The organism is Photobacterium piscicola (genome assembly GCF_046058925.1).
Taxonomy (GTDB): Bacteria; Pseudomonadota; Gammaproteobacteria; order Enterobacterales; family Vibrionaceae; genus Photobacterium; species Photobacterium piscicola.
The window spans coordinates 824,314-847,146 of record NZ_CP175535.1; the positions used below are offsets into that span (position 1 = coordinate 824,314).

Genomic DNA, 22,833 nt, shown 5'->3' on the forward strand with positions numbered 1-22,833 from the left:
TATGTGATGGCTAAATATCAGTTTTTTTGTTTACCGCATTCAAATCGCGAGAAATTTACCTATTTAGATATGGCGGATAAGCAATTTATAACGCAGAAACAACAATTATTGGCAGCCGGGTTTGAGATTGAGGATGATGTGATTTTTGCTGACACTAGCGCAGAAGCGGTTGCGCATTTTAAGTCTAACTTTATTTATGTAATGGAAGAATACAATAACTCTAATGTTATTACAGCCATGATTAACTTGCTTATCTGTGGGTATAAGGCCATCACTAACAAGAGATAATATTATGCTCAATCAGTACAAAATAGGTGGTGATTGAGCATGATCGTGTATTTTATTGATGAATATTGAGTGCGTGATTTTAAGAGGAGTTTCACAAAATGATTTTTTCAACAACTGAAACCGTTCCTGGGCATGAGATTACCGCTATACTGGGTGTAGTTACGGGTAATGTTGTGCAATCAAAGCATATCGGCCGTGACATTATGGCAGGTTTAAAAACGATTATTGGTGGTGAGCTGAAAGGATATACCGAGATGTTTAATGAAGCTCGTAGCCAAGCGATGACACGGTTAGAAGAGGATGCCGCAGCATTAGGTGCAGATGCTGTTGTCGGTATTCGCTTTACAACCAGTGCAATCATGGACGGTTCGTGTGAACTATTAGCATTTGGTACAGCAGTAACATTGCAACCATAATAATAAAACAACCATTGTAGGCTAATTATTTAAGGATGAATAATGACTCGGAGGGACAATGAGTAATTTTAGTCACAATATCGCACCTTATATTAAAAGAGAAATGATGCGTTCGTATCGTGCTCAGAAAAAAGGTGATGTAGCGGCGGCATTTCGACATTTAGAAAATGCACATGTACTTGGGCAAGAATCCACATATTGGCATGTAAAGGTACATTACTTAATGTTGTGTTGGGCATTAAGACAGCGTGATTTTAAAGAAATTACTGGCCAGTTGGTGCGCATTATTGGCGCTGTATGTTTAACTGCTATTGATAGCGCGCCAATTGGTAACACCGGTGGCAGTAATGTACATGCGTTAAAAGTGATGCCGATATCAGCAGAACACGCTGAGATTATTCTAAAAACAAAATCGTTATCGCGCTAATTAACTACAGTAATAGTAGGAGCGGTGATAATCATCATACGCTCCCTCTTTATCCCTTTATCTATCAATACAATCAGTTAATTATACGAAATGTCACTCATTATTCGTTAATGATCACTTGATTGATAACGATAGCTTCACATGGAACATCTTCATGCCCTTGCATCGTTGTGGTCTTTACTTGCGCGATATGATTGACCACATCCATTCCGGCTGTCACATCACCAAAAACCGTATATCCCCAGCCATTATTAGTTGTTGCTGTGTAATCAAGACAATCGTTATCCGTGAGATTGATAAAAAATTGTGCGGTTGCTGAGTGCGGTGCATCAGTGCGGGCCATTGCAATGGTGCCTAACGTGTTTTTAAGGCCACGATTTGCTTCATTTACAATGGGATCACGAGTTGGCTTTTCGATTAAATCAGCAGTATGACCACCACCTTGAATCATAAAGCCATTAATAACACGGTGAAATATCGTATCGTTATAAAAACCATCACGACAATACTGAATAAAGTTACGTACAGTAACAGGGGCTTTTTGTTTATTAAGGTTGATATCGATATTGCCGACATTGGTGATCAAAGTAATACTAGTCATGAGGATTATCTAGTTAAGATGGTTGCTCGCAGTATACGTAATTTATATCATAAACTGTAGTTAACACAGATTATATATGCTGGTTATCGTTGGAATTCGCTATTTTTAATAGACAAACGCTATAAAGAAAATCAAAAGGACTCAGATAATGAACACGAACATGATCCGTTGGGGCATAATTGGCTGTGGTGCAGTAACCGAAGTGAAAAGTGGTCCTGCTTACCATAAAGTGGAAAATTTCACCTTAGCGGCGGTTACACGTCGCGACCAAGCCTTAGCTCATGATTACGCAACGCGACATAATATCGCGACGGTTTATGTGGATGCTGATGCGTTAATTAATGATCCTTCGATTGATGCGGTTTATATCGCAACTCCTCCTGATAGCCATAAGGAGTTAGCGTTAAAAGTTGCACAAGCGGGGAAGATTTGTTGTGTTGAAAAACCTCTTGCTCCCAGTTATGCCGATTGCCAATCTATTGTTGAAGCATTTGAAACGGCAGAAATACCTTTGTTTGTTGCGTACTATCGTCGTTCCTTACCGCGTTTTAATCATGTAAAACAGTTGCTTGAAAATGGTGATATTGGCGATATACGTCATATCAGTTGGCATTTGAATAAACCCGCAAATCCAATGGATCTTTCACAACAATACAATTGGCGCACCGATAAAATGATTGCTGCTGGTGGATATTTTGATGATCTTGCGAGTCACGGATTAGATTTGTTCGCGTATTTGTTAGGTGATTTTGCAACAGTAAAAGGCGTAGGCATTAATCAACAGCACTTGTATACTGCATTAGATGCTGTGAGTGCATGCTGGTTACATACAAATGGGGTGACGGGCTGTGGTAGTTGGAATTTTGGTGGTCATTCGCGCCAAGATAAAGTAGTGATATATGGTAGCCAAGGCGAAATACATTTTTCAGTATTTGATGAAGCGCCAATAGAGGTGATCACCGCCGATAAACAACAGCAGATCGTGATTGAAAATCCCACTAATATTCAGTTGTATCATGTGGATAATATGCGTAAACAGTTGCTAGAGGGTAAACTGCATCCATCGACAGGCGTAACGGCAGCTCATACTGGATGGGTAATGTCACAGATAGTAGCAAGCTAGTATGATAGGATGTACTTCAATGAGTGACGTTGTCACTTTGTGCGCGATGTGTAACTAAATAAGTTTTATTAAAGTAAAAGTAACAAAAGCAGTAAAAGTAATGAAAGAAATACAGCAAGTTATACCAATGGCATAACTTGCTGATCAGCGTTATTAAGCGACTTTTTCTTCAAGGGCAAGGTTTGACATGTATTCGTCAAATGTGCCGTGGAAGTTAACCACTTTTTTATCGCGAATATCAATAATACGTGTTGCTAGCGATGAGACGAATTCACGGTCATGGCTAACAAAGATTAACGTACCTTCGTACACTTTTAAGGCGTTATTTAGCGCTTCAATTGCTTCCATATCCATGTGGTTTGTTGGTTCGTCCATAACCAGAACGTTAATATTTAGCATCATTAGTTTGCCAAATAATAGACGGTTTTTCTCACCACCAGAACAGTTTTTTACTTTCTTGTTAATATCATCAGCAGTAAACAATAAACGACCTAGAATGCTACGTACGGCGAGATCATCATGATCTTTTGTACGCCATTGCGAAATCCAATCAAAGATACCTAAATCATTGTTAAACTCAGATGAGCTATCTTGAGGGCAATAGCCGATAGAAGCATTTTCAGACCACTTGATAACACCATGGTTGTGTTTTAGTTCATTGACTAAACAACGTAGCATGGTTGTTTTACCAACGCCGTTTTCACCGATGATAGCTAATTTAGAGCCCGCATCTAGGATTAAGTCGCCACCTTCAAATAAGGTTTCGCCATCAAAGCCATGAGCCAGTTCTTCTAAAATCAACGCCTGACGGTAAAGTGCTTTACCCGGCTTGAACTGTAATGATGGCTTTAAGCGGCTTGAAGACTTCACTTCATCAAGCTTGATTTTATCCATTTTCTTAGCACGAGAGCTTGCTTGTTTTGCTTTTGAAGCATTGGCACCAAAACGGTTTACGAAATCTTGTAGCTCATTGATTTCAGCACTTTTCTTCGCATTTTCAGATAATAGTTGCTCTTGAATTAGCGTTGATGCTTCAATGAATTTCTCGTAGTTACCTGGGTAAATACGTAGCTCACCGTAGTCGATATCTGCCATGTGAGTACACACAGAGTTTAGGAAGTGACGGTCGTGAGAAATAATGATCATGGTACATTTACGCTGGTTTAACTCGCCTGCAAGCCAGTTAATAGTGTGAATGTCCAAGTTGTTTGTTGGTTCGTCAAGTAGCAAAATATCAGGGTTTGAGAACAATGCCTGTGCTAATAACACACGCAATTTCCAACCTGGCGCTACTTGTGACATTAAACCGTAATGCAGTTCTTCATCAATACCCGCATCAATAAGTAACTGTCCGGCACGACTTTCTGCCGTATAGCCATCCATTTCAGCAAATTCGCTTTCAAGTTCAGCCACAGCCATGCCGTCTTCTTCTGTCATTTCTGGCAGAGAATAAATACGGTCACGTTCTTGTTTTACTTTCCATAATGCAGCATCACCCATGATAACCGCGTCCACAACCGTGTATTGCTCAAATGCAAACTGGTCTTGGCTTAGGGTACCTAAACGTTGTCCTTGAGAGATAGACACGTTGCCTGCACTTGGTGTAAGCGCACCGCTAAGAATTTTCATAAAGGTTGATTTGCCGCAACCATTAGCACCGATAAGGCCATAGCGGTTACCGTTACCAAATTTAGCTGAAATATTTTCAAATAATGGTTCAGCACCAAATTGCATTGTAATGTTTGCGGTAGATATCAAGAGGTATTCCTAGCAGTTTTATTCGATGATTTTTTGGCAGTAACAGCCAAAAGAAGACGCACGAAAACAGAGATGATGTGTAAGGGGGCGCATTATACAGAAGTTTGTTTGTAAATGTCGAGGGCGAAAATGTAACCAATGTAAGATAACAGCCTTGTAAAAAGAAAGACTAAGGCTGTTATCAAGAGGAAGGGTGATGAATTTAAGTGGATTATTTCGCTAAGTTAGCAGTATCAAACAATAAGAAAGCATCATGTACGCCTTGAATTAACATTTGCATACCGATAACCGTTAAAATTAACCCCATTAGACGTGTAGTAATTGTGATCCCCGCTTCACCGACTTTATCGATCAGTTTCGGACCATAAAGAAAGCATACGAGAGTGATTAAACATAAGGTCGCAAAAGCTACAATTGTAATGATCGTATGTAGAAATGAACCTGATGCTGAGTAATTCATCGCTGTCGCAATAGTACCTGGGCCTGCAAGAATCGGTAATGCCAGTGGCGAAATAGAAATGTCTTTTTCGTCGTTAGTATCATCAGTTTTCGATTCAGAATGCATTTTTGAACTATCACCTTGTAACATATGATAGCCGACTAGAAAGACTAAAATACCGCCGGATAATCGTAGAGCTGGTAGGGTAATACTGAATAATTCAAAGATCCCTTTACCTAAAAGACAGAAGGTGGCGATGATAAAAAAAGCGGCGGTAAGGGCTTTGTAGGCGGTCTTTTTACGTTGCTCTGGCGTTTGACTTCCTGTCATGCCGACAAAAACAGCGGTATTGGCAATTGGATTCATCATGGCAAAGAAACCCATAAATACCGTGACTGTCATTGTAGTAATATCGTGCATAACCATCCTTTTGGTTAAAAATTTGTTATTGATTTTATTACAATAGCATGGATTTTTAGGTTATGAACGTAAATCTATATAGGAAGTGAATAATATAAAAGTAATCACTAAAATAGGGGGGATATTTATTTTTATACTACATTTTGAATGAATAGCGATATAAGTCATTACTATGATGTCCGTGTTTTTAATAAAGGTTTGCGTTACTATGCGCGCAAGAAAACATGGCGATGATAAATATGACCATAGATATAACCAATATAAGCACTGAACCTGATCCAACCATGACTTGCAGTACTTGCCAAGCATGCTGTTGCCGTTTGGAAGTAATGATCATTACAGACACAGGTGTACCTGAAGAATACATTGATATTGATGAGTGGGGCGGTGAAGTGATGCTACGCCTTGACGATGGCTGGTGTGCCGCTGTTGATCGCGATACTTTGCTTTGTACTATTTATGAAAATCGACCGTGGATTTGCCGTGAGTTTGAAATGGGCTCGTATGAGTGCAGTATTGAACGAGCAACAATGCCACCACGAGCACCACAGCAAGATTAAAAGTAAGTCGATCGCTATTTTATATAATCTTTCAAACAATAACCAAGGTATATTCAGCTACCTTGATTATTGTTTGTTATTTATATTTATTGTAGAAACTAACGTTATTCTATTTATTTTGATGTTGTTTATTCGTGCTTATAGCAGCTAATATTTCTGTTGTCGCTTGGCAAGGATTGTCGGCATGACTTATTGCTGAAACAATCGCAACCCCATCAGCTCCTGCTGTCATCACTTCAGTCAAATTAGTGTGATTAATGCCACCAATCGCCACAATCGGAAATGGGCATATTGCTGCTGTACGTTGCAGACCTTCCAATCCCCAATGAGTGATCAGATTGGTTTTAGTCGCTGTTGCAAAAATAGCGCTAAGTCCAATGTAATCTATCGGTAGACTGGCACAATCGATGAGTTGCTGCTCTGTTTCAATTGACAGTCCAAGCAGTTTATCTTTACCTAATAGTTGTCGCGCCAGTGCAACAGGCATATCCGTTTGGCCTAAATGTACCCCATCAGCATCCACCGCTAAGGCAACATCTACTCGATCATTAATGATTAAGGGGATATGACGACCTGTTGCCGTATAAGCCTGTTGCAGAATCGCTTTAACGGTTTGAGCACGCTGAATAAATGCCCGTACATCACCGTGTTTTTCACGAATTTGTACCATTGTTACACCACCCTCAACGGCTTCACGGACAACATGTTCAAGTCTGCTGAGGCTCTGCTGATCGTCAGTCACTAAATACAATAAGTAAGGATTGTGATTGCGGGTTATCATGACGTTACTACTGCCATATTTAGTCGCTGCTGAATTTGCTCGGCACTGATGTGATATAAACCATCAATAATATTGAGTTGTAATGATGCCGGGCCTGCTGATTGCTCGGCGGCGATTTCACCGACAATGGCATAGATTGCAGTAGCTGCCAGCCCTGAAGTTTCTCCAACAGCCGCAAATGCACCTGTTAATGCGGTTAATGAACAGCCCATACCAGTGACATAAGGCATCATGTGGTGACCATTGCTAAGGCTGATGGTCTGTGACGCTGTCACTACATAATCAACTTCACCTGAGATAACCACATTAGCTTGGTATTGTGCGACTAATGCTTGTGCGGCGGCTAATGCGGTATCGCTGCTATCAAGCGCATCAACGCCTTTGGTTTGGCTGGCTTCACCTGCAAGGGCAATAATTTCAGATGCATTACCACGAATGATCAGATTATTGGCATTCGCTGCCAGAGTGCGGGCAGTTTGGGTGCGTAATACACTTGCGCCACAGCCGACAGGATCTAACACTATCGGCTTATTATTGGCATTAGCTTGTTCAACGGCAAATAGCATCCGTTCAATCCATTCATTATCAAGGGTGCCAATATTGATCACTAATGATCCTGCAATGTGCATCATCTCAGCCATTTCTTGACGTGAGTGCGCCATAATAGGTGACGCGCCAATGGCTAATAAGGCGTTGGCAGTATTATTCATCACTACATAATTGGTGATATTAACCACTAATGGTTTTTGTTCTCTGACCAGCGCTAGTGCAGTGATAATGCTTTCAGTTAATGAAGCTGAAGTCGCTGTGTGTTGTGATGAGTTATGCATTATCGACAACTCCTGATTTATGGTTAATAGCCCTTGTGTTGCTAGTTCCGGCATTGAGCCCTTGTTGCCAGAAGGCTATTTCCATTTCGGTTGCGACTTTAAAGGTTTGAACCAGTTGTTGACCTCGTTGACTGTGTAGCGAAATTTCCGCAAGGAGGTTATTAAGGTATACCGTCGCGGTGGCAACTCCTTGTTGGTACTCTTCACCGCTATATAATGCAATCCAGCTATGGTAGGGATTGTTGTCAAACAGAGTTTTTGTATCATTAGCCAGTAAGTTGCCAATTTCCGCATAGCCAATCGCACACGGCGCAAGAGCAACGTATAAATCAATGATATCCCCTTGCATACCTGCATCTAATACATAACGGGTGTAAGCGACTGTTGCGACATCTTCTGGCTCTTGTTCCATATCTTGTTCGGTTAAATGCCAAGCACCACAGTAATCAATATGGTGAGCAATTTCATGATCAAGCAAAGCAGCCACACTTGGTAATGCACGGCGCATATCAGCTAAAGTACGAGCTTTATAAATCGCTAACGCATAAGCGCGTGCATATTGTTTTAAGAATAAAAAATCTTGCTTTAAATAATGCATAAAACAATGGTGAGGTAGTGTGCCTTGGCCAAGTTGCATCACAAATGGATGCTGGGTATAAGTCGTCCACTGAGGTTGGCAAGCATCAATTAAATCTTGGTATGTCATGTGATCTCTCCTTAGAAGCTGCCAATATAATTTTTGGCTTGGGGCAGTTGCGTTATAACGTGGTGTTTAAATAGAAATTGGGCGTAATCATCGTAGCGTTTAAAATCAACAGCCGCAGGACGCAAAGCAAACCGCGTTAACGTATCGTTCCATGCATTATGGTTAAGCTTGTTATCTAACGTATCGGGGGCGTATTGAATAAACTGTTTCCATGCTGCATCTGGGTGATTGATGATATAGGTGGTTGCTTGTGCGATAGCAGTATTAAAAGCGGTGATCGCTTGGCGGTTATAATGTTTGCTGTTGGCAACAAAGATCAATTCATCATAACTAGGAATACCGTTCTCTTCAGGGAAAAAGGACGTAGTCGGGTAGCCTTCTAGTGCTAGTTGATTGGTTTCAAAGTTACGTAATCCGCCCCAAATAGCATCAACTTTCCCTGATGCTAATGAAGATGATAGCGCCCAGCCGACATTAACGATATTGACATCGCTTAGTTTCACTCCGTGATCAGCCAGCATGGTGCCAATAGTTGCATCTTCATTACCTGCGACTGAAATACCAATGGTTTTACCTTTCAGCTGTGATAAATCAGTAATGCCACTTTTCTTTAGTACCATTAATGTATTAAGCGGTGTCGCAATCAGAGTGGCGGTTTTAATTAAAGGTAAACCAGCAGCGACATCAATCGTTAAATTGGGTTGATAAGAAACGGCAAGATCGATTTTATTGGCGGCGACTAATTTCGGTGGTAATGATGGATCGGCAGGTTGCTGAATATCAACCTCGATTCCATGCTGTTTAAAATACCCGCGTTCTTGAGCAATAATAATCGGACCATGATTTGGGTTAACAAACCAATCAAGCATTAGGCTTACTTTGGTGAGCTTTTGGGAAGCGGTTGCAGCTTCTGCACTCACCGATAGGCCAAACAGCAATAACATTGTTGAAGTAATTAACAAAATACGTTTCACAATAGATCCTTTAAATATTAAGTATTAAATGAGTACTGGTTACATTTTTCTATTTAAGCGGGGTTTACGGTTGCCACGGGATCAGGCGCTTTAATAATCTGTCCGTGATGAAATACAGCGATATTGATAACAGCGATAAAATAAATAGCGCTGCGAACATTTCATCAATCATCATTCGTGCATTGGCTTGGAGCATTAAATAGCCTAAGCCTTCGCTCGCGCCCACCCATTCGCCAGCGACTGCGCCAATCGGGGCAATCACCACCGCAACTCGAATGCCAGAAGCAAGGGCAGGTAAAGCAGCAGGAAAGCGAATATATTTAAGCTGTTGCCATTTAGTCGCGCCCATGGTGGCGGATAATTCAAGGTAACCGGTGGGGGTATTGCGTAAGCCGTCATAACAGCATGTGGTGACAGGGAAAAAGATAATTAACGCTGCCATTACTACTTTAGAACCAATGCCATAGCCTAACCACAGCATTAATACCGGAGCGATAGCAAACACAGGGATGGCTTGACTGGCAATCAGTAATGGTAATAACCATCGTTTAACGGGCTTAAACAGCAGCATTTGTAAGGCAAAAAATAGCCCTAATGATAAACCGAGTATCAGCCCTAGAATGATCTCTTGGCTGGTCACCCATGTATTGCTTAACAGAACGTCATAGCGGGAGACTAACCGCTGCGCTACAGCCAATGGCGGCGGTAAAATAAAGCTCGGTAAGTGAAACACCATTACGGTGAGTTGCCATAATCCAAGTAGCACGCTAATACTGATCAGTAATCGTATCGGTGTTGCAAGTTCACGCTGTGGGTGCCGTTGTTGATACGGCGATTTGGTAGCGATTAAACGGGTAATATCAGTCATGATCGTGTGCCAATATGTCAAAAATACGTTGCTGGTGGCTGGCTGATTCAGCATCAAAGCGCCGTGGTGGTAATGATGTGGGTAACGATAGCGCAGTCGCAAAAGCGGGCTCGCCTTGCAAAATATACAGCTGATCACTTAATCGAATTGCTTCTTGAGGATCATGAGTTATCAGCACCACGGTTTTGTGCTTGAGTAATTTCACAAACAGATCTTGGAGGCGATAACGGGTGACTGCATCGAGTGCTGAAAACGGCTCATCCATCAATACAATCGGTTGGTCTTGTAACAGTGTTCTCGCAAGGGCGACTCGCTGGCGCATACCACCCGATAATTGTTGTGGTAGTAGTTGATGTTTATCTGCTAAACCAACGTGTTCTAATAATGTCATTGCCCGTTGTTTTAAATTGGGTATTGAATCGTGATGACCGAACTTACTGCTAATACAAACATTGTCTAATACCGTTAACCAAGGCAATAACAGATCTTGTTGCGCCATATAAGCGACTCGTCCTGTTAAAGGCTGATTGTCTGAAATCGTCAGTTGACCTTGCCATTGAGTACTTTCGTTGAGTAATCCGGCTAAAAACTTGATTAGGGTGCTTTTACCACAGCCACTTTTTCCCACCAGACAAGTCCATTTATTGGCGGCAATAGTTAGATTAAGATTTTCAATTACCGCGTTATTTTGCTGGTCATTTTTCGTTGAGTGATAGCGTAAACTGCCATTAGTAATGGTGATTTCCAGATCAACGGACATGATGATGACCTGCAAAAAAGTGATTCACAGGGCCGTGACCATGACCGATATTGAGTTCATCGGCAGCGGTTATGGCGGCAGTAATGTAGCGTTTAGCCAAGGTAGTTGCCGTTGTAAGATCATTGTCTTGAGCTAAATAAGATGCGATAGCCGCAGATAGGGTACAACCCGTGCCGTGAGTGTTGTTGGTGTTAATACGAGAGGTAGTGAGCTCAATAACGTCAGTGGCGAGAATGAGTAAATCAGTGCTATCACTACTTTGTTCTAAATGCCCCCCTTTGAGTAACACTGCATGAGGATTAATCTCCCGTAACGCACTGATCATCGCTTGCATATCAGCCAGTGATTGTGGAATGTCTAAACCTGTTAATGCAGCAGCTTCTGGTAGGTTAGGGGTAATAATATCAGCCAGTGGCAGTAATTCTGTTTTGAGGGTAGTAATGGCATGTTGTTGTAATAATACATCACCGCTTGTGGCAACCATCACTGGATCAATGACTAAAAATGGTGGTTGGTAATGACGAATTTTAGCCGCAACCAGCTGAATAATATCACTGTCGGCGAGCATGCCAATTTTGACGGCTTGAATATTTAAATCGCTGAATACGGCGTCCAGCTGTTGCTCAACCATATCAAGAGGAATGGCTAGTATGCCGCTAACGCCTTGCGTATTTTGAGCGGTAATCGCCGTAATAACCGAGCAAGCATAACTACCTGTTGCTGAAATGGCTTTAATATCAGCTTGAATACCCGCGCCGCCGCCACTGTCTGATCCTGCAATCGTCAATACAATAGGGGTAGTTGTGTGATGCGATGATGGGGTGTGTGACATACTTCATTCCTTACGCGCTAGCATCAGGAACAAGTTATCAAGCAGGAAGTGTAAACTGCGCTATGAGAGTGTGCAGTTGACTTAGCTTGCATCTATTAACGTTGATAATCCGTTGATAGTTAGTTCCCTCCGCCAGTGTTAACTGGTTCAGGTTCAACGGGTCCCACCATTACAGTGATCTCAGCTTAACGCCCCCCGACTAATGGCAATTATCCTAATTCAGAATAATTTAATTGTCACTCTATTTTATTAAGAAATAACACGTTACGAATACTACGCGAGATTGTTAACACATAACATATTAATTTGGTGAATATTTAATCGTTGTGATGGAGTGTGGTTTTTTATGTATCAACGATCGTCATTTTTTCAAATGGGGCACGACTGTTTTAATGCCCATGAGGGCGATAGGGAATCTACTAACCGTGCGTTTAATTTTTAAAGTATAGATATGGTTGCCCTATGTTCTAGATAGTAAGTGCCCGATTTTGTGATTACTATCGGGATTAACAACTAAAAATGTATCTGATTTATAATGATTTTTATATTATTGCGAGATAAATACGGGCGCATGTTCAAAGAACAAATTCGGGCAAGTTGTTAATATAATAAGTTGTTAGGCGAAATTATAAGTTAAGAGGAATTGAATGAAATTACCACAAAGGCCAGAATCTCATTGTCTTGAAAGAGATTCAAATATGTATTTTCAACAATGTTTACCTAGGGGGTGGGAAACTACTGAACCTGAGTCTGATTATGGCATTGATTTAATAGTAAGCATCTACGATGAGGGTTTTGCTTCGGGACGAGAAATTTTAGTTCAACTGAAAGCGTCTGGAACTTCTACTAAAAACGCAGATGAAACCTGTGAAAAAGTACGCTTAAATTTGTCTACATATAATTTGCTAATAAATAAATTGCAAGTTGTAATGATCGTCAAATATATCGCAGATGAGAACTGTGCTTATTGGCAGTTACTTAGTCAAGTTGATGAACCTAATCAAGAAAATGAGACAATGACAGTTCATATCCCTCGGACTAATAAGTTATCTGAAATAAATTGGCCGCATATTCGTAGTTATATTGAATATATTCAACAAAAGAAGCTTGGAACTCGTGAAAAAATAACTTTGGCAGATTTCGTCTAACACATAAGGATATGTGTCGTGCAGCCGACACCTATCCGAAGTGTTGGATAAGCCCGATCGGCTTTATAAGTAAATGTTGTGAATATTATGAAGGGTGGTGCTGAAAAGAAGTCGAGCGTTATCCTTGGCGTTAACCAATCAATTTAATTCATTGATTTATAATTAGATCCTCTTTAATTATTATGCGTTAATACCATTATCCTTATTATTTTACGTTTTTATCTGGATCGAAAAATCCCCGCCAATTGCATGGCATGCTGACAGCATGGACAACGAAAGACAGGACAGCCATAAATATAAACATATGGCTGTCCTATGTTCTCTGATGTTCTGCTGACGACTATTAGTCGAAACCCCGAAACTAGATGGCAAGTACCCGATTTTGTGATTACTATCGGGATTGATAACTAAAAATGTAACTGATTTATAATGATTCTTATATTATTACAAGATAAATACGGGCGCGTGTTCAAAGAACAAATTTGGGCAAGTTGTTAGCAAATTTGAGGTAATTATGGTGTTAGCGGATAAGTTTTTTAGTTATTGGTGTGATGTTGTTGAAGAGCGAAACGATGACATAGAAAGAGCGTGGTGTGACAATAAAGCTTATTCGCACTTGATAATTCACTCTCAAAATTCAATTGTTAAAGGGGTCGCAGAGAAACTTGGCCTTAATTGTTATAATGGTGATTACTACTACATAGATTCAGTGTTCTATGACAATGATGATTATATAAAGGATTTTCCAGAACAGTGCTTTCTAACGGGTATTCGAATTGCTTTTGAACATGAAAATAGCTTCAAAAGTGGTCTGTTTCAGGAAGTCGCTCATCTTCTTTTGATCAACTGTGATCTAAAGGTGGTGGTTTCATATCCGCCTGATGAGCTTTCTGAAGCTCAAGAGCTTGATTATTTGCATGGTATTATCAGTGCTAGCAAAGTAGCAGAAGAAATATCCAATAATAAAAGCTTTCTGTTCATCATGGGGCATGCGGTTCCCTATAAGTGGGTTGCATGGCAATATAATAAATCTGGGTGGATCAAAATTTCTAACAAATAACAATATGTGTCGCGCAGCCGACACCTATTCGAAGTGTTGGACAAGCCCAAGCGGCCTTATATAAGCAAATATTGCGAATATCACGAAGGGTGATGCTGAAAAGAAGTCGAGCGTTATCCTTGCGTCAACCAATCAAAGAAAAAATATAGGACACCCATAATTTTCGTAATCCATTTTGATCAATTCTGACGGTACTCTATAAACGAAAAACAGGACAGCCATAAAAGTGTTAATGGTTCAACGACCATCATTTTTTCAAATCGAACATAGATGGGACTCGACTGTTTTAATGCCCGCGAGGGCGATAGGGAATCTACTAACCGCGCGTTGAGTTTTTAAAATAAAGATATGGCTGTCCTATGTTCTCTGACGACTACTAGTAGAAAGCCCGGAAACTAGATGGCAAGTATCCGATTTTGTGATTACTATCGGGATTAATAACTAAAAATGTACCTGATTTATAATGATTTTTATATTATTACGAGATAAATACGGGCGGAAGTTGTTATGTTACTCAAGTGGAAAGGTAAATGATCGAGTATTTAAAGTTAGTTGTTGACCTTGTGGGACATTTGGCTTGGCCAATAGTCGTCGCAGGAGCATTGTTGTACTTCAAAAAAGATGTTGCCAAGCTATTACAACGAGTAAAAAAAGCAAAGTATGGCGATATAGAAATTGATCTGGTTGAAGCTATCGATGAAGTCAAAGGTGATGCAATAGAATTAGGAATCACAATTGCTTATCCTAGCTCGTCTTTTAGTGCTAGTGATTTAGAATTAATGCAGACAGCACCAGAATGGGCATTTTTACAATCTTGGCAAAATATCGAGAATATCCTTGTAACTAAGGGATCTGACGGTAAGCGTCAGCCAATTACCAAGATAGTTCGGCAATTGCAAAGTTTAGAGAAGATTGATAGTGGTTTAGCCGATCTAATTCTAAAAATGTATCGTTTGAGAAATGAAATTGTGCATGTGAGTGGAATTGATCTTACTAAGGCTGAAGCAATGGAATGGTTAGGTGTATCGAAGAGTATTTCAGATCGCTTAATCCAAAAATTGGCATAAAAATCAGACCATAACATAACAGATAAGGATATGTGTCGCGCAGCCGACACCTATCCGAAGTGTTGGACAAGCCCGAGCGGCTTTATATAAGTAAATATTGGGAATGTCATGAAAGGTGATACTGAAAAGAAGTCGAGCGTTATCCTTGGTGTGAACCAATCAATTTAAAAGAAATATAGGACACCCATAAAAGTATGTAAACATATGGCTGTCCTGTCTTTGGCTTGATAGAGAAAATGGCGGTCTTAATTAACCACTATCACCATTTATCAATAGTAAGCGTCTTACCTTGGCGGCTACTTTCCATTGCGAGTGCGATCAGCTTGATATTCCATAACGCGTCTGTTGCGGTTACGGGTGGCGCTGTATTGGTGTTAATCGCTAATGCAAGTTCTTGAAAGTATTGTTGATAGCAACCAGACTCAGTTGTAATGGTTTCGACGCTATCTGCATTATAGAAACGACCATATTGCTCAGGTGTTTCGTCTGCCCATTGTGGTTTGTTAGCCAAAACGCCTGCAATTAAACACGCTTCTTGTGGATCTAAGCCGTACTTTTCATAGCTTCCTTGCGTGCCTTTCACCGTAAAACGTTTGTTTGGACCAGCACTGAATAAATCACCATGCAAGGTCGCTAAATGATTAGGGTAGTGCAGAACAATATTGAAGTAATCGACATTTGTTGAACCTTCGCGCATGATTTCGCATTGTGCGGTAATCGCATCAGGAACACCAAATAATACCAGCGCTTGATCGATAAGGTGCGAGCCTAAATCAAACAAAAGCCCACCACCATTGGTGGCTTGTTCACGCCAACGTTGACGAACTTCTGGTCGAAAACGGTCGAAATGAGATTCAAAATGCTTTAACTCACCACAACGTTTTTCTTCAATCATCTTTTTAATTGTTAAGAAGTCACCATCCCAACGGCGATTGTGATACACGCTCAAGATTCGGTCTTTCTCTGCGGCAAGGGCAATTAATGCTTCACCATCGGCAATGTTGGTTACAAATGGTTTTTCTATGATGACGTGCTTACCGTTTTCAAGTGCTTGTTTAGCGAGCTCAAAGTGGACGTCGTTAGGGGCTGTGATAATGACAAGTTCAGCATCAGAGTGGTTCAATAAATCTTGCGCAGATTCATAGTGCTGCACATTGGACCAATCACGATTGACTGCTTCACGATTACGGGTGCTTACCGCTGTAAATTCGAATTCTGGCAAGGTGTTAATAAAGGGAATATGAAACGTTTTTGCTGAAAAGCCGTAGCCAATAATAGCGGTTTTGATGGAAGAAAAGGTCATAATAGTCACGCTCAGTTGTTGGATAAAAGCTGCTAGTTATTTGATTTAACAAGAAGAGTTATGATGATGTGACTCACCTATAATCACTTATCGACGCGTTTTGAAATTTAAACGACGGGTACAATAATGCACAAACACTTATTAATTAGCAAAGCTAAAAAGGACAAAAGATAGGACAGCCATAGGATTATAGATTAGAGCTGTAAATGTCATCGCTGTTTAGATGATCAGCACTAATTTACATTTTACTCTTTGTTTCAAGAAAGCTAGTGAAAGACAGGGCAGCCATAAAAGTGTTCAAATATATGGCTGTCCTTAAGTCTTAAAGCGGCGGGTATATTAATTTTGAGTGTTTTTAGCTTGTGCAGCCTTTATTTTATCCCATTGATAGAAATCTTGTTTATAAGACAAGCTGCCCCATAACGCGAATGCATTCGCTGTTTTTATTTCGCTGTCTGGTAATTCATGTGGTATCAATGCATGGGTTGTCGGTTCATAGTGAAAGGTCATTAGATCTTTGTTTGGCTGAAAGACAACAGCATGGTTATCTTTGTTTAGCCACGCAAAGTTATTGTGGTATTGCATGATGGCTCTTTGCTTATGTTGTTCTACTTCTTTGGTAAGGTCATTACCCATCATTGGGTGATAAGCATTAATGCCTGCCATTGATAATAACGTTGGTGGTAAATCAAGTTGACTGGCTAATTGATTATCCTCACATGCAGAAATACCGCCACCAAAAATGACCGCAGGAATATGGAAGCAGTCTATTGGTACTATTTGATCACCATAAGCACGCGAATCATGATCCGCTACTAGTACAAAAATAGTGTCGTCCCAATAATCTGATTTTTTAGCTTGTTCTAGAAATTTACCCAGGGCGTAATCTGAATATTTAACGGTATTTTCTCGCGTGGTTGCAGGTTGATTATACGGCTCTATTTTGTCTTGTGGATAATCATAAGGTGAATGATTTGTTGTTGTGAATACTAAGCTAAAAAAGGGCTTATCTTGTTGAGAAAGCATACTAAATTGTTGATGTGCTTTGTTGTAAAGATCTTCATCACACGCGCCCCATGATCCAATAAATTCTGGATTATGAAATGTGGGTAAATCTTGGATATCAACAAAACCATTACCCAGCATGAAGCCTTTCATATTGTCAAAGTGACTTTCGCCAGCATAAATGAATTGAGTATGATAATTTTCATCTTTAAGTGTTTGAGCCATTGAATAAAAATTATTTTGACTTTTAGGTAATTTTACAACGGCATTAGCTGGTGTAGGGAAAAAGCCAGTAGTAACAGCTTCAATACCCCGAATTGAGCGTGTTCCTGTGGCATACAGTCGAGTTAGATTCCAACTTTCTTGCATTAATAGATCGAGATTTGGCGTTAATGGTAAGCCTCCTAATCCACCGACAAAACGCGCACCAAGGCTCTCTTGTAGCAAAATAACGATGTTCTTACGTTTACCTGTATTACTTGCTTTGTGGTAGGCAAGTGTTGGTAGTGGCTGATAATTGAAAGCGTCTGCGGGTAATTGACTATTTTCCTGCATAGTCTGAATAATGTCTTCTTTTTCCATTGGGGGATAAATAGTGGATGAGTCAACTATTTTGCGCATTAGTTTCATTGCATACAGAACTGAATACGTTGAATTTAATGGAAAATCATTCATGAGGTTATCATGTGAAAAGGCAATCATGGATGGATTTATAGCACGATGACCGAATGTCGAACGTGCGCCTATTACACATAAAGCAACACTGCTTAGGGCAATGATAGGACGCCAGTACCAATTGGGTGTTTGAAGGTCTTGAATAAGATAGTTTGAAAATATCCAACCAAAGTAAAGTGTTGTTAATGAAATGATTAAACCCAGTGCTAACTCAAGTTTATAACCGCTCCACATCATGCTCATCACTTCTTTGGGATAGATAAGATATTCAACAAATAGGCGGTTTGGGCGTACATCATATTCTTTAATGAAAAATGGTGTTGCTGCTTCCATATAAACTAATAGCCATAATCCTAATGTGATCCATAAGGAAAGAATAATTAACCAAATATGATTTAAATAAGGAACGCCAATAATAAGAGGTGTGATAAGACAAGGTAATATGACCAAGTAGCACATACTTACAATATCCATGCGCAATCCAGAAATAAATATTACTCTCCAACCCTGTGCATTAGAAACACGTTCATTTTGCCAAATACATAAAAAGGTGCGTGAAATTGTTAATATGATAATGCCAGAAATAAAAAACATAACTATAGGGAACATTACACCAGTTATCTGCTTGATTAGATCTAACAAGGAAAAAAAATCCATAAATTAACTACTTAAATAATTTCGGTTTGTTTCAAATGGATAGTTTGATAGTTAATTTTAGAAAAAGTTTCATTATAGATAAAATTATCATTAATAAATAAATATTAACGTTATATTGAGAATGGATTGTTCTAATATCTATATTTTATGAGCGTTTATTGTATTGGTGCTTGTTGAAACTCTTTGTAATTAGGCAGGATATTCATTGCTAGTTAATGATTAAAGCATTACTTATTCTAATGCTTTTTATCACAACGTGTAGTGGCTGTTTTTATTCTTTTGCTCAGTGGTGTTGTAACAGATGTGCTTGCAGCGGCAGAACTTTCCGTATTGCCTATTATGGTCATATTGTTGTCGTTATTTAAATCTTAAAATCCGAGAATATTTATCATCTCGGATTTTTTATTTAAAAATAAGTAGTATTTGTTTTTTTTAACTTGGCACAATATCCGTTGTGTTAGCAATGTTAACGCCTAAAGCCATCATTTTTTCAACAAAGGCTTGTGCTTGTTGTTCAAAGCCAGCAACAGAGCTGGTGGTATCAATAAGGAGGGTTATTTTTTTTATGTCAGCAAGTGGTAGCTTATCGACCATTTGTTCAACGGTACTAGCGACGCAGTGAGATAGAGCTTGTCCTGAAATAAAGATGCGATCACTTTGTACGACTAGTGCTGTTAATTGGGGATCAAACTGAGTTTTTATATCATCGCGTAGTGGGTATTCGGCTTCGCAACCACCATAGTGTTCTGTATGCGGGTTTTCACCTTTAGATATGGTGTGATGTAAAAGTGCGGTTTGTTTTTCCCAAGCATTAATTGCTGTTTGAATTGGGGCAACAATGGTATGTCCTACTGAATCTATGACACAGTGTGTTGGCCAAATAAGCAGGCTGTATTTTCCTGTTTTCTCAAGGGATTGAGTATATTCTAGTACGTGATCAAGAAGTTCTAAATTGGTCGGTAGCCATAAACCATCGACAATATCCTGATGGCTAATCAGTGTAAATGGCGCAGGATGTTGTCCATGCTTATTTTGCCAATAAACCGCGTGAGCAATATCGTATTTATGGTGGCTATCAAGGGTTACAACGATATTGTTAATGCTCTTTTGTTTGTTATCAATAAATGTAGCAAGCCGTTGTGCATCTTCCCATGAGTGAGGAACAGGAAGAGAAGGCGGGATCGCAGTTGGCTGGTTACCTAAAGTGAGTTGTTCATGTAATGGAACATCATAAAAGTCGTATTGAGGATCAATGATAAGTAATGATGTTATTGTTTGATGCATGGCATACTCCTTTATGCTTTGAGGTATTGAGCGACAGATGGTAAAAAAGTGGACTAAATATACGTGGGTGAGCGGTAATTGAAAAGAAATAACATCGTTATCTCAATCATGAAATAGAGGGATGTATACGTTTAGTGTAATTGATAAAGATGATGCATGACTGGAGTGGGGGTATAAGATAAATAATCGGAAAAAAGGGCTGCTAAACAACCCTTATTAAATAATGGAACAGTCTACATTGGCTAACTATTAACTTTTGCAGCTTCAAGTAAAGGATCGTCTAAATCACGATCTTGATTTGGTAATCCTTCGATATTATGAGAAATCACTGCCGTTGTAATGCCGTTACCTAATACATTAATGGCTGAACGACCCATATCTAGAATATGATCGATGCCCATTAGTAATAAGATCCCTGACGCTGGAATATGGAAATTTGGTAGTGTTGCCGCTAACACAACGAGGGCAGAACGTGGAACACCAGCAATGCCTTTTGATGCCAGCATGAGAGTGATCATTAAAGTGAATATTTCTGAATTAGACAGCGAAATGTTATATGCCTGTGCAATAAACATGGCTGAGAAAGAGCAATAACACATTGAACCAACGAGATTAAAAGAGTATCCCAACGGTAGTACAAAAGAGGCTAAATTCTTAGAACAACCAAACTTAATTAATTGCTCTAATGTTTTTGGATAGGCTGCTTCAGAACTTGTGGTAGAGAACGCAATTAAAATGGGATTCTTTAGCATTGAAACTAAGGTGATCACTTGTTGTTTGATAAAGATATAGCCAAGACCAATTAAAATCAGACTAGTAATCAAAATGGTTGTGTAAAATCCAAAAATAAATTGAGTGTAATTTAAAAGAACATTCAAACCTTGAGTGGCAATAATGGCTGAAATAGAAGCAAAAATAGCAAAAGGGGCAAACAGCATTACAATATTGGTCATTTTTAGCATGGTATTAGAAATAGCTTCTAATAATGATACTAATTGTTCATTTTGTTGTTGAGGAATGGATGCTCCCGCGACGCCAAAAAATAAAGAAAAAATGACAATTTGTAATATCTGATTATTCGCCATAGCACCAACAATACTGGTTGGAATCATATGAGAAATGAATGCTCTAAATGATAAACTATTGGTATCAATATTCAGTGATTGTACATTAGTTGAAATTAAGTTCATACCTGAACCTGGTTTAATTAATACAACCATGATCAAGCCAATGAAGATTGATAATACCGATGCAATAATAAACCAAGAAATTGCTCTTCCACCAATATTACGAATAGCTGATAGATCTTTTAATTTCATTATTCCTGATGTTAATGTGCAAAATATTAGTGGTGCGATAACCATTTTTATTAAATTTAAAAAAATGTCGGTTAGTAATGTGATGTTGTCAGACCAGGATTGCTGTATTTTTGGTTCAACTAATTGATTAATAATAAATCCTACACCAATTCCTAATAACATAAATATTAAAATATATTTAGTTAATGTGTTTATACTTTTCATATGGTCCTTTTTATAAATCTATGAATATTTTATGGGAACTTATTTGTTACTGCTGAAATATTAACGTCATTATTTTGATAATAATAATTAATAGTAATTATCACTTTAATAAGTAATTATCATGAGTGTGTAAGTTAGCTCTCTTTCAAAGATGTTTATAAATTATAATTAAAAGATAGATTTATATAATTAGTTATATTATGTAAAAGTTTTTGTAAGAAGATACGTTAAATAAATTAAATTGAAAGTTTGAAAATATCGATGTATAGTTTTGTATATATCGTTTTTTAGTGAACTGAATCTATGTTTAAAAATAAGCTTTTTTCTCCGCGTTATCATATATTACACATCACTGTATTCCTTTTTTTATTGATTAATTCACCTTCTAGTTATGCTGCTCGTCATATTATCGATCAACTAGGGCGTTCGGTTGAAATACCCGATAATGTTAATCGTGTTGTCGTCTTACAGCATCAAACGTTGAATATTCTTAATCAATTAGATGCTTTAAATAAGGTTGTTGGTATTCAACGTAGTTGGAAAAAACAACTAGGTGAAGGTTATATTCGTTTAGCACCGTCACTGGTTACTATGCCTACGCCAGGGGACTTAACTCAGGTTAATATCGAGAGCCTTTTAGCAACGCGTCCTCAAGTGGTCTTTGTTGCTAATTATGCTCCCGCTGAAATGATTAAGCAGATTGAAAGTGAAGGGATTCCGGTTATTGCTATTTCTTTACGTCATGCTCCTAACTCTGAACGGAATAAGCTAAATCCAACGTTAAAAGACGACGAATCGGCTTATGATCAAAATTTTGGGATAGGACACCCTTAGAAGATCAAGAAAATGATTTTGGTCGCCATAAAATAACAGGTGCTCCTATTGGAATGCAGTACGAGCATGATTCGCCTAAATATGAGACAGACCCACACGGGGATCGTATTTTGTTTAATTCACATATGCGCAGAGCTGAGCCTCGTAATCCAGAGAGGTACACGGCAAAATTACGTCGTCGTAGTTACAGTTACTCACTTGGCATAAATACGTTTGGCATGTTAGATATGGGGCTTATTTTTATGTCCTACCAGAAAAATCTTCAATCTGGTTTTATTGATACTCAAAAAAGGCTCAATGGCGAACCGCTAGAACGTTATATCAAACCCTTTGGCGGCAGTTACTATTTTGTACTACCAGGAGTAAAACGTGATGAATATCTTGGGCAACCATTGTTTAGTGAGGTTGTTTAACATGGACAGCCATACAAAAACAAAAGCAACAAACAAAATAAATAAGGACAGCCATAACTCATAGATACATATGAATAGTCA

23 protein-coding genes, 1 pseudogene and 1 riboswitch are annotated in these 22,833 nt (G+C 39.1%); of the genes and pseudogenes, 10 read left to right on the plus strand and 14 right to left on the minus strand.

The genetic code is table 11. The features are described 5' to 3' along the window. Positions 1-6 precede the first annotated feature (6 nt). From ACJZU6_RS18270 to ACJZU6_RS18280, 3 genes are all read left to right on the plus strand, one after another. On the plus strand, positions 7-288 hold the full coding sequence (locus tag ACJZU6_RS18270; RefSeq protein WP_080156124.1) for a hypothetical protein: 282 nt from the start codon (positions 7-9) through the stop codon (positions 286-288). A gap of 98 nt (positions 289-386) precedes the next feature. Then, on the plus strand, positions 387-704 hold the full coding sequence (locus ACJZU6_RS18275; protein ID WP_107275657.1) for a YbjQ family protein: 318 nt from the start codon (positions 387-389) through the stop codon (positions 702-704). Between the two features lie 58 nt (positions 705-762). Then, on the plus strand, positions 763-1,131 hold the full coding sequence (locus ACJZU6_RS18280; protein ID WP_408901025.1) for a DUF3703 domain-containing protein: 369 nt from the start codon (positions 763-765) through the stop codon (positions 1,129-1,131). A 100-nt stretch (positions 1,132-1,231) separates the two neighbouring features. Here the strand turns inward: ACJZU6_RS18280 and ACJZU6_RS18285 are convergent, their stop codons facing one another. Further along, the gene (locus ACJZU6_RS18285; RefSeq protein ID WP_408901026.1) at positions 1,232-1,732 is read right to left on the minus strand and encodes a peptidylprolyl isomerase; all 501 of its coding nucleotides are present in this window, start codon (positions 1,730-1,732) and stop codon (positions 1,232-1,234) included. Positions 1,733-1,880: 148 nt separating this feature from the next. On the opposite strand from ACJZU6_RS18285, the gene ACJZU6_RS18290 reads away from it, so the two are divergent. Continuing rightward, complete coding sequence (locus ACJZU6_RS18290; protein WP_408901027.1) at positions 1,881-2,855, plus strand: Gfo/Idh/MocA family protein; 975 nt, start codon at positions 1,881-1,883, stop codon at positions 2,853-2,855. 153 nt (positions 2,856-3,008) lie between these two features. Here the strand turns inward: ACJZU6_RS18290 and ACJZU6_RS18295 are convergent, their stop codons facing one another. Next, positions 3,009-4,613: an ABC-F family ATPase gene (locus ACJZU6_RS18295; protein WP_080156119.1), complete on the minus strand. Its 1,605-nt coding sequence runs from the start codon at positions 4,611-4,613 to the stop codon at positions 3,009-3,011. A gap of 211 nt (positions 4,614-4,824) precedes the next feature. After that, positions 4,825-5,472, minus strand: a complete 648-nt coding sequence (locus ACJZU6_RS18300; protein ID WP_408901028.1) for a MarC family protein — start codon at positions 5,470-5,472, stop codon at positions 4,825-4,827. Positions 5,473-5,711: 239 nt separating this feature from the next. Between ACJZU6_RS18300 and ACJZU6_RS18305 the strand changes: the two genes are divergently transcribed. Further along, positions 5,712-6,032 (plus strand): YkgJ family cysteine cluster protein, encoded by a 321-nt coding sequence (locus ACJZU6_RS18305; protein ID WP_080156117.1) that lies wholly within the window; start codon positions 5,712-5,714, stop codon positions 6,030-6,032. A 109-nt stretch (positions 6,033-6,141) separates the two neighbouring features. Here the strand turns inward: ACJZU6_RS18305 and thiE are convergent, their stop codons facing one another. From thiE to thiD, 7 genes and pseudogenes are all read right to left on the minus strand, one after another. Then, positions 6,142-6,813, minus strand: a complete 672-nt coding sequence (gene thiE, locus ACJZU6_RS18310) for a thiamine phosphate synthase (protein ID WP_408901029.1) — start codon at positions 6,811-6,813, stop codon at positions 6,142-6,144. Next, the gene (gene thiM, locus ACJZU6_RS18315; RefSeq protein WP_408901030.1) at positions 6,810-7,643 is read right to left on the minus strand and encodes a hydroxyethylthiazole kinase; all 834 of its coding nucleotides are present in this window, start codon (positions 7,641-7,643) and stop codon (positions 6,810-6,812) included. The genes thiE and thiM overlap by 4 nt, the downstream gene beginning before the upstream one ends. Then, a complete protein-coding gene (tenA, locus tag ACJZU6_RS18320; RefSeq protein ID WP_408901031.1) occupies positions 7,636-8,349 on the minus strand; it encodes a thiaminase II in 714 nt (237 codons plus the stop codon). Before tenA ends, thiM begins: the two co-directional genes overlap by 8 nt. Positions 8,350-8,360: 11 nt before the next feature. Next, positions 8,361-9,323 carry an ABC transporter substrate-binding protein gene (locus tag ACJZU6_RS18325; protein WP_370738012.1) on the minus strand — a complete coding sequence of 321 codons (963 nt, stop codon included), beginning with the start codon at positions 9,321-9,323 and terminating at the stop codon, positions 8,361-8,363. A gap of 64 nt (positions 9,324-9,387) precedes the next feature. Continuing rightward, positions 9,388-10,113: pseudogene (locus tag ACJZU6_RS18330) on the minus strand (ABC transporter permease); the annotation flags it as partial. A gap of 70 nt (positions 10,114-10,183) precedes the next feature. Beyond that, entirely contained in the window at positions 10,184-10,951 is a 768-nt protein-coding gene (locus ACJZU6_RS18335) for an ABC transporter ATP-binding protein (protein ID WP_408901032.1), read from the minus strand. Then, positions 10,941-11,783, minus strand: coding sequence for a bifunctional hydroxymethylpyrimidine kinase/phosphomethylpyrimidine kinase (gene thiD / locus ACJZU6_RS18340; protein ID WP_408901033.1), 843 nt, complete (start codon positions 11,781-11,783; stop codon positions 10,941-10,943). Before thiD ends, ACJZU6_RS18335 begins: the two co-directional genes overlap by 11 nt. A gap of 107 nt (positions 11,784-11,890) precedes the next feature. Next, positions 11,891-11,991, minus strand: a riboswitch (TPP riboswitch). Positions 11,992-12,430: 439 nt separating this feature from the next. Between thiD and ACJZU6_RS18345 the strand changes: the two genes are divergently transcribed. The 3 genes from ACJZU6_RS18345 to ACJZU6_RS18355 all read left to right on the plus strand — a co-directional run bounded on the left by ACJZU6_RS18345 (position 12,431) and on the right by ACJZU6_RS18355 (position 15,058). Continuing rightward, positions 12,431-12,931: a DUF4365 domain-containing protein gene (locus tag ACJZU6_RS18345; protein WP_408901034.1), complete on the plus strand. Its 501-nt coding sequence runs from the start codon at positions 12,431-12,433 to the stop codon at positions 12,929-12,931. A 514-nt stretch (positions 12,932-13,445) separates the two neighbouring features. After that, positions 13,446-13,991: a hypothetical protein gene (locus ACJZU6_RS18350; protein WP_232574621.1), complete on the plus strand. Its 546-nt coding sequence runs from the start codon at positions 13,446-13,448 to the stop codon at positions 13,989-13,991. A 530-nt stretch (positions 13,992-14,521) separates the two neighbouring features. Beyond that, positions 14,522-15,058 (plus strand): hypothetical protein, encoded by a 537-nt coding sequence (locus ACJZU6_RS18355; protein ID WP_232574620.1) that lies wholly within the window; start codon positions 14,522-14,524, stop codon positions 15,056-15,058. Between the two features lie 259 nt (positions 15,059-15,317). On the opposite strand, the gene ACJZU6_RS18360 is transcribed toward ACJZU6_RS18355, so the two are convergent. The 4 genes from ACJZU6_RS18360 to ACJZU6_RS18375 form a co-directional block, all read right to left on the minus strand. After that, positions 15,318-16,361 carry an oxidoreductase gene (locus ACJZU6_RS18360; protein WP_408901035.1) on the minus strand — a complete coding sequence of 348 codons (1,044 nt, stop codon included), beginning with the start codon at positions 16,359-16,361 and terminating at the stop codon, positions 15,318-15,320. A 339-nt stretch (positions 16,362-16,700) separates the two neighbouring features. After that, entirely contained in the window at positions 16,701-18,698 is a 1,998-nt protein-coding gene (locus ACJZU6_RS18365; protein ID WP_408901036.1) for an LTA synthase family protein, read from the minus strand. Positions 18,699-19,130: 432 nt separating this feature from the next. Beyond that, positions 19,131-19,982 carry a hypothetical protein gene (locus tag ACJZU6_RS18370; RefSeq protein ID WP_080156105.1) on the minus strand — a complete coding sequence of 284 codons (852 nt, stop codon included), beginning with the start codon at positions 19,980-19,982 and terminating at the stop codon, positions 19,131-19,133. Positions 19,983-20,224: 242 nt separating this feature from the next. Continuing rightward, entirely contained in the window at positions 20,225-21,505 is a 1,281-nt protein-coding gene (locus ACJZU6_RS18375; protein WP_408901037.1) for a dicarboxylate/amino acid:cation symporter, read from the minus strand. Positions 21,506-21,808: 303 nt separating this feature from the next. Between ACJZU6_RS18375 and ACJZU6_RS18380 the strand changes: the two genes are divergently transcribed. Together ACJZU6_RS18380 and ACJZU6_RS18385 are read left to right on the plus strand one after the other, a co-directional pair. Further along, positions 21,809-22,339 carry a hypothetical protein gene (locus ACJZU6_RS18380; protein WP_408901038.1) on the plus strand — a complete coding sequence of 177 codons (531 nt, stop codon included), beginning with the start codon at positions 21,809-21,811 and terminating at the stop codon, positions 22,337-22,339. 32 nt (positions 22,340-22,371) lie between these two features. Then, the gene (locus tag ACJZU6_RS18385; RefSeq protein WP_408901518.1) at positions 22,372-22,752 is read left to right on the plus strand and encodes a Dyp-type peroxidase; all 381 of its coding nucleotides are present in this window, start codon (positions 22,372-22,374) and stop codon (positions 22,750-22,752) included. Positions 22,753-22,833 lie beyond the last annotated feature (81 nt).

What these genes read in the sequence shown, in the direction of transcription:
- ACJZU6_RS18270 (WP_080156124.1), top strand. Translation starts at nt 7, where the DNA reads ATGGCTAAATATCAGTTTTTTTGTTTACCGCATTCAAATCGCGAGAAA.
- ACJZU6_RS18275 (WP_107275657.1), top strand. Translation starts at nt 387, where the DNA reads ATGATTTTTTCAACAACTGAAACCGTTCCTGGGCATGAGATTACCGCT.
- ACJZU6_RS18280 (WP_408901025.1), top strand. Translation starts at nt 763, where the DNA reads ATGAGTAATTTTAGTCACAATATCGCACCTTATATTAAAAGAGAAATG.
- ACJZU6_RS18285 (WP_408901026.1), bottom strand. Translation starts at nt 1,732, where the DNA reads ATGACTAGTATTACTTTGATCACCAATGTCGGCAATATCGATATCAAC.
- ACJZU6_RS18290 (WP_408901027.1), top strand. Translation starts at nt 1,881, where the DNA reads ATGAACACGAACATGATCCGTTGGGGCATAATTGGCTGTGGTGCAGTA.
- ACJZU6_RS18300 (WP_408901028.1), bottom strand. Translation starts at nt 5,472, where the DNA reads ATGCACGATATTACTACAATGACAGTCACGGTATTTATGGGTTTCTTT.
- ACJZU6_RS18305 (WP_080156117.1), top strand. Translation starts at nt 5,712, where the DNA reads ATGACCATAGATATAACCAATATAAGCACTGAACCTGATCCAACCATG.
- thiE (WP_408901029.1), bottom strand. Translation starts at nt 6,813, where the DNA reads ATGATAACCCGCAATCACAATCCTTACTTATTGTATTTAGTGACTGAC.
- thiM (WP_408901030.1), bottom strand. Translation starts at nt 7,643, where the DNA reads ATGCATAACTCATCACAACACACAGCGACTTCAGCTTCATTAACTGAA.
- tenA (WP_408901031.1), bottom strand. Translation starts at nt 8,349, where the DNA reads ATGACATACCAAGATTTAATTGATGCTTGCCAACCTCAGTGGACGACT.
- ACJZU6_RS18335 (WP_408901032.1), bottom strand. Translation starts at nt 10,951, where the DNA reads ATGTCCGTTGATCTGGAAATCACCATTACTAATGGCAGTTTACGCTAT.
- thiD (WP_408901033.1), bottom strand. Translation starts at nt 11,783, where the DNA reads ATGTCACACACCCCATCATCGCATCACACAACTACCCCTATTGTATTG.
- ACJZU6_RS18345 (WP_408901034.1), top strand. Translation starts at nt 12,431, where the DNA reads ATGAAATTACCACAAAGGCCAGAATCTCATTGTCTTGAAAGAGATTCA.
- ACJZU6_RS18350 (WP_232574621.1), top strand. Translation starts at nt 13,446, where the DNA reads ATGGTGTTAGCGGATAAGTTTTTTAGTTATTGGTGTGATGTTGTTGAA.
- ACJZU6_RS18355 (WP_232574620.1), top strand. Translation starts at nt 14,522, where the DNA reads ATGATCGAGTATTTAAAGTTAGTTGTTGACCTTGTGGGACATTTGGCT.
- ACJZU6_RS18360 (WP_408901035.1), bottom strand. Translation starts at nt 16,361, where the DNA reads ATGACCTTTTCTTCCATCAAAACCGCTATTATTGGCTACGGCTTTTCA.
- ACJZU6_RS18365 (WP_408901036.1), bottom strand. Translation starts at nt 18,698, where the DNA reads ATGGATTTTTTTTCCTTGTTAGATCTAATCAAGCAGATAACTGGTGTA.
- ACJZU6_RS18370 (WP_080156105.1), bottom strand. Translation starts at nt 19,982, where the DNA reads ATGCATCAAACAATAACATCATTACTTATCATTGATCCTCAATACGAC.
- ACJZU6_RS18375 (WP_408901037.1), bottom strand. Translation starts at nt 21,505, where the DNA reads ATGAAAAGTATAAACACATTAACTAAATATATTTTAATATTTATGTTA.
- ACJZU6_RS18380 (WP_408901038.1), top strand. Translation starts at nt 21,809, where the DNA reads ATGTTTAAAAATAAGCTTTTTTCTCCGCGTTATCATATATTACACATC.